The 430-nt window shown below is 59.1% G+C and carries 1 protein-coding gene; it reads left to right on the top strand.

All coding sequences use genetic code 11. The annotated features are described in order from the left end of the window. The first annotated feature begins 165 nt into the window (after positions 1–165). Entirely contained in the window at positions 166–357 is a 192-nt protein-coding gene (locus EN818_RS30860) for a hypothetical protein (RefSeq protein WP_210237323.1), read from the top strand. Positions 358–430 lie beyond the last annotated feature (73 nt).

Raw genomic sequence — 430 nt, 5'->3', positions numbered from 1 at the left:
AGGAGGTGCAAGCTTCCTTGCAGCAACAGGCTGTAACCATGGGAGGTTTTCATGCGAGGTGTTTCGATCGGACTGGCATGCGCAATCGTGGGTTTTTCTTCCCCGTCGCAGTCATTCGCAAGCGGGTGCAGGCAAATGTTGGAATCGGACGTCAAGATTGCCAGCATGCGGCTTTATGCCGACATACTGGCCAATGCCGCCCGCAATGGCTGGGACTACGCGCCGGAGGCGATCGTCAGCGGCTCGAAGCGGCATTTCGATGAGATGAAGCTGCAATTGATCGCCGCCGGCTATGAGATCGTCTCCGTCGGCGCCCGCCCGCACTGTCCCCGCTTCGACACGCTGGCGAGCGAATAGCAACGAAAAGCCGGGATCGCAGGCCGCGGCGCTGAAAGCCGATTTCAGCAAAATATCAGCAGCCGTTCAGGAC

The organism is Mesorhizobium sp. M3A.F.Ca.ET.175.01.1.1, assembly GCF_004791945.1.
In the GTDB taxonomy this organism is placed as follows: domain Bacteria; phylum Pseudomonadota; class Alphaproteobacteria; order Rhizobiales; family Rhizobiaceae; genus Mesorhizobium.
Note: the sequence above shows the minus strand (reverse complement) of the source record. Positions and strands in the feature narration are given on the sequence as shown.

Bases quoted from the DNA above. Each gene is read 5' to 3' on its own strand.
- EN818_RS30860 (WP_210237323.1), top strand. From the start codon at position 166: ATGCGGCTTTATGCCGACATACTGGCCAATGCCGCCCGCAATGGCTGG.